Genomic DNA, 4533 nt, shown 5'->3' with positions numbered 1-4533 from the left:
CAGGGTTGGCCGTCGGCGCCCAGGCGGAAACGCGCCACCAGCCCGGCCAGCGTCGCCGCCTGCTCCTGCATGCTGCCGGCCGCCGCCGCCGCCTGCTCCACCAGCGCGGCGTTCTGCTGCGTCACCGAATCCATCTCGGTGATCGCCATGTTGACGTGGCCGATGCCCGTGCTCTGCTCGCCCGAGGCATCGCTGATCGCCTGCATGATCTGGGTCACCTTGTTGACGCTGGCCACCACCTGGTCCATGGTGGCGCCGGCTTCCTGCACCAGCGCGCTGCCGGCGCTGATGCTGTCCACCGAGGCATTGATCAGTTCCTTGATTTCCTTGGCCGCCGCCGCGCTGCGCTGCGCCAGGTTGCGCACCTCCGACGCCACCACCGCGAAGCCGCGCCCCTGCTCGCCCGCGCGCGCCGCTTCCACCGCCGCGTTCAGGGCCAGGATATTGGTCTGGAACGCGATGCCGTCGATCACGCTGATGATGTCGACAATGCGCGTGGCCGAGGCATTGATGGTGTCCATGGTCTGCACCACCTGCGACACCACCTTGCCGCCGCGCTCGGCCACTTCCGAGGCCGACTGCACCAGCCGGTTGGCCTGCTGCGCATTGTCGGCATTCTGGTTCACGGTCGAGGTCAGCTGTTCCATCGACGCGGCCGTCTCTTCCAGCGAGCTGGCCTGCGATTCGGTGCGCGCCGACAGGTCCAGGTTGCCGGATGCGATCTCGCTCGACGCGGTGGCGATGGTGTCGGCGCTGCGGCGGATTTCGCCGATGGTGTCGGCCAGCCGCTGCTGCATCGACCGCACCGAGTGCAAAATACTGCCGCGGTCCGATTCGTGCACCTTGACCGTCACGCTGAGATCGCCCTCGGATATGCGCTGCGTGACTTCGCCCACGTATTCGGGCGCGCCGCCGATGGTGTGGCGCAGGCTCTTGTTGACCATGCTGACGATCACCCACAGCACCACGCACACCGCCGCCAGCCAGGCCGCCGACTTCAGCAGCGAGGCGCGGAAGGCGGCGTCGATGTCGTCGATGTACACGCCGGTGACCACGTCCCAGTTCCACGGCGCATAATGCATCACGCGGCTGAGCTTGGGCACCGGCTCGGCCGACCCCGGCCGCGACCAGTAATAGCGCACGAAACCGCCGCCTTCGGGCAGCGCGCCGGCGGCCGCGATCGCGCGGTAGACATAGGTGCCGTTCGGGTCTTTCAGGTCGACCAGATCCTTGTTGTTGTTTTCCGGCTTGATCGGGTGCATCAGCGACAGCGTGCCGCGGTTGATGGTGAAGTAACCGTCCTTGGCGTAGCGCAGCGCGCGGATGGTGTCCAGCGCCTGCTTTTGCGCCTCCTCCTGGCTCAGCGTGCCGGCCGCCGCCTTGTCGCCGTACTGCTTGATGAGGTTGAGCGCGATCTGGTCGATATTGGTCAGATCGGCGCTGCGCTCCTCCAGCCGCACGTTGCGCGTCTGGATGGTCTCGAACAGAAAGATGGCGGTGATGCACAACAGGCTGCAAATCAGCGGCACCCAGAGTTTCTGCTGGAACGACAATTTACGCATGGGGAGGTCTCCATTGTCTTGTGGAAATCAGCATACGCCCAAAGCGGCCGGTCTGCTGCAAGAAAATAGCCACCTGTCGCAAAAAGAAAACGGGCGCGGCGGTTTCCCCGGCGCGCCCGCTGTCGGTTGTGGTTTGCCTAGTTGGCAGTCTTGTCTTGTGCGTCTTGTTTCTTCGCAGCCATCTGGGCCTGGACCTTGCCGTTTTTCGCGCGCGGCGCCATGTAGGCGATGTCCTGGTTGGCTTCGTTGGTGTCGAGCTGGCCGGCAGCGCGCGCGGCCACGGTGTCGGCCTTGACCTGCTCGCGCGTCAACGTGCTGGCCGCCTGCTTGCGGAAGGCAAGATCGAACTCCGCTTCACTCTGGGCAAACGCGGCACCGGTGGCGATCAGCAGGGCGGTGGAAACGAGGATGGATTGGATTTTCATGATGGTGCTCCAAAGTTGGATACGATGGATTCATCTTAGTATCAAATTTTTGAATTAAAAAGCGCGATTTTCCGCGCAAACCCATCCATTTATCCGATCAGTCAACCCTAGCGGATAGTGTTCTTAAGCAATAAAGTGTGTCAGAATGGCGACCTGCCTCTTAACAATTCCCTGCTTATGAAATTGCTGCTGCCGACCATCCTGCTGAGCTTGTGCGTGACCGAAGCCCAGGCCGGCAAAGGCGCGCCGCTGGCGCCGGCGCTGCGCCAGATCGACGGTGCCGCGCTGGTCGAGCAGATCGCCACGCTGGCCTCCGACGAGTTCGAGGGCCGCGCACCCGGCACCCAGGGCGAAGCGCACACCATCGCCTATCTGCGCGAGCAGTTCAAGCAGATCGGCCTGGAGCCGGCCACGGCGGACGGCAGCTATCTGCAGACGGTGCCGCTGGTCGGCATCTCCAGCCACCCCTCGCTCAACTACGTCAAGGATGGCCAGGTCACGCCGCTGACATTCGGCGACGACTACGTCGCCTGGACCCTGCGGCCGGCGCCGGCCGTCGACATCGCCGATTCGGAACTGGTGTTCGTCGGCTACGGCGTGCAGGCACCGGAATTTCAGTGGGACGATTACAAGGGCGCCGACCTCAAAGGCAAGACCCTGGTCATGCTGATCAACGACCCGCCGCTGCCGGATCCCAGGAAACCGGCGCAGCTGGACGCCAGCCTGTTCGGCGGCCAGGCCGTCACCTGGTACGGCCGCTGGAACTACAAATTCGAGATGGCGGCCAAGATGGGCGCCGCCGCCGCGCTGATCGTGCACGACACCAAGGCGGCCGGCTACCCGTTCGACTTCGTCCTCAACAGCTGGGGCCGCGAAAACTATGCGCTGCAGCTGCCGTCGGCCGACCTGCCGGCGCTGCCGGGCTGGCTGCGGCAGGAAAGCGCGTGCGCGCTGTTCAAGGCAGCCGGCCTCGATTTCAGCGCGCTCAAGCAGCAGGCCGTCGCGCGCGACTTCAGGCCGGTGCCGATGGGCATCAAGCTGAACGCCACCGCGCTGAACGCGCTGCGGCCGGTCGAATCGCACAACGTGGTGGCGCGCATCACCGGTTCCGATCCGCAGCTGAAGGATGAGGTGGTAGTCTACACCGCGCACTGGGATCACTTCGGCATCGACGAGAGCCTGCCGGGGCCGCGCAGCCAGCAGATCTTCCACGGCGCGGTGGACAACGCCAGCGGCGTCGCCGCCCTGCTGCAGATCGCGCGCGCCTACAAGGCCTTGCCGCAGGCGCCGAAACGCACCATCCTGTTCGTCGCCACCACGGCCGAGGAACGCGGCCTGCTGGGCGCGCAATACTACGTGCGCAACCCGCTGTACCCGCTGAGCAAGACCATCCTCAACATCAACATCGACGGCCTCAACCTGTGGGGCCGCACGGCCGACGTCGAACTCAGCGGCCTGGGCAAGTCGTCGGCCGACGATCTGGTCAAAGCAATCGCCGCGCGGCAGGGGCGCGTGGTGCGGCCCGACAGCAACGTCGGCTACGGCAGCTACTACCGTGGCGACCAGCTGGAATTCGCTCGGGCCGGCATCCCGACCATCTACCTGCGCAGCAGCGCCAGCAAACTGCTGAACTACACCGCGCACCAGTTCCACACCGTCAACGACGTGGTCCAGCCCAACTGGAACACGCGCGGCGCGGTGGACGACATCGCCCTGCTGTTCCAGGCCGGCTACCAGGCCGCCCAGGCCAAAGACATTCCCCAGTGGAAAGCCGACGCCGAATTCCAGCGCCGCTGATCGTTAAAGCGACAGTTTCTGCAGCTGGGTCAGGTTGCGCTGCTGGCGCGCATCGTCGCCGGCGGCGGCGATGTCGGCCCGCAAGCCCTGCATCGCCTGGTCGATCCGTGCGCTGTCCTGCGGCGCCAGGTCGCGCAGGCTGCCGATGTAGGTGACGCCCCATTGCAACCGAGTCGCCGGTCCCAGTGCGGCGCGCCACGCTTGTTCGTACCATGACAGCACGCCGGCCACGTCGTTGCGGCGCTTGGCGATGCCCGCCAGACTCAGCATGAAGTAGTACGGCGCATGCGAACGCGGCAGTTCGGCCAGCAGCAGTTGCTCGGCCTGGTCCGACAGGCCCGCTTCGTTCAGCGCGCTGACGGCGGTGTTCAGCAGCGCGTGGCGCTCGTGGCCGTCGGTCGATGCATCCAGCGCCTCGCGCACGCGCTCGCGCACCTGGTCCTGCAGGCCCGCCGTCGGCGCCAGCAGGCGCGCCAGCCGCAGTTGCAGGCGCGCGGCCAGCAGCCGGTCGGTGGCGCCCAGCCAGAAGTCGTCGGCCCATTGCGCCGCCATGCCGCTCAGGGCCGCCACCAGTTCTTCGCGCCGCGTGGCGATCTTGATCAGGTTGAGACCGCTGTTGTTGAGGATGTCCATGTTCAGCCGCGCCAGCCGCGCGTCGCTGAACACCGCCAGCAGGGCGCTCGCGTCGGCGCTGCCGGCCGCCAGTTGCGCGTGCAGGTGCAGGCGGACGGCCGCATCGGCGTTGGCGC

The 4533-nt window shown here is 66.2% G+C and carries 3 protein-coding genes and 1 pseudogene; 1 reads left to right on the top strand and 3 read right to left on the bottom strand.

What is annotated here, in order from left to right; all coding sequences use genetic code 11:
- Both E4L98_RS09985 and E4L98_RS09980 read right to left on the bottom strand, forming a co-directional pair.
- The coding region (locus E4L98_RS09985; protein WP_135201410.1) for a methyl-accepting chemotaxis protein at window positions 1-1562 on the bottom strand (1562 nt) is incomplete at its 3' end.
- A 137-nt stretch (window positions 1563-1699) separates the two neighbouring features.
- Entirely contained in the window at window positions 1700-1987 is a 288-nt protein-coding gene (locus E4L98_RS09980; protein ID WP_135201409.1) for a DUF4148 domain-containing protein, read from the bottom strand.
- A 177-nt stretch (window positions 1988-2164) separates the two neighbouring features.
- Between E4L98_RS09980 and E4L98_RS09975 the strand changes: the two genes are divergently transcribed.
- Window positions 2165-3784 (top strand): M20/M25/M40 family metallo-hydrolase, encoded by a 1620-nt coding sequence (locus E4L98_RS09975; protein WP_135201408.1) that lies wholly within the window; start codon window positions 2165-2167, stop codon window positions 3782-3784.
- Between the two features lie 3 nt (window positions 3785-3787).
- Here the strand turns inward: E4L98_RS09975 and E4L98_RS29980 are convergent.
- Window positions 3788-4533: pseudogene (locus tag E4L98_RS29980) on the bottom strand (thioredoxin family protein); the annotation flags it as partial.

It is taken from the genome of Duganella callida (genome assembly GCF_004614165.1).
GTDB classification, from domain to species: Bacteria; Pseudomonadota; Gammaproteobacteria; order Burkholderiales; family Burkholderiaceae_D; genus Rugamonas; species Rugamonas callida.
This window is presented reverse-complemented; position numbering and strand designations above follow the sequence as displayed.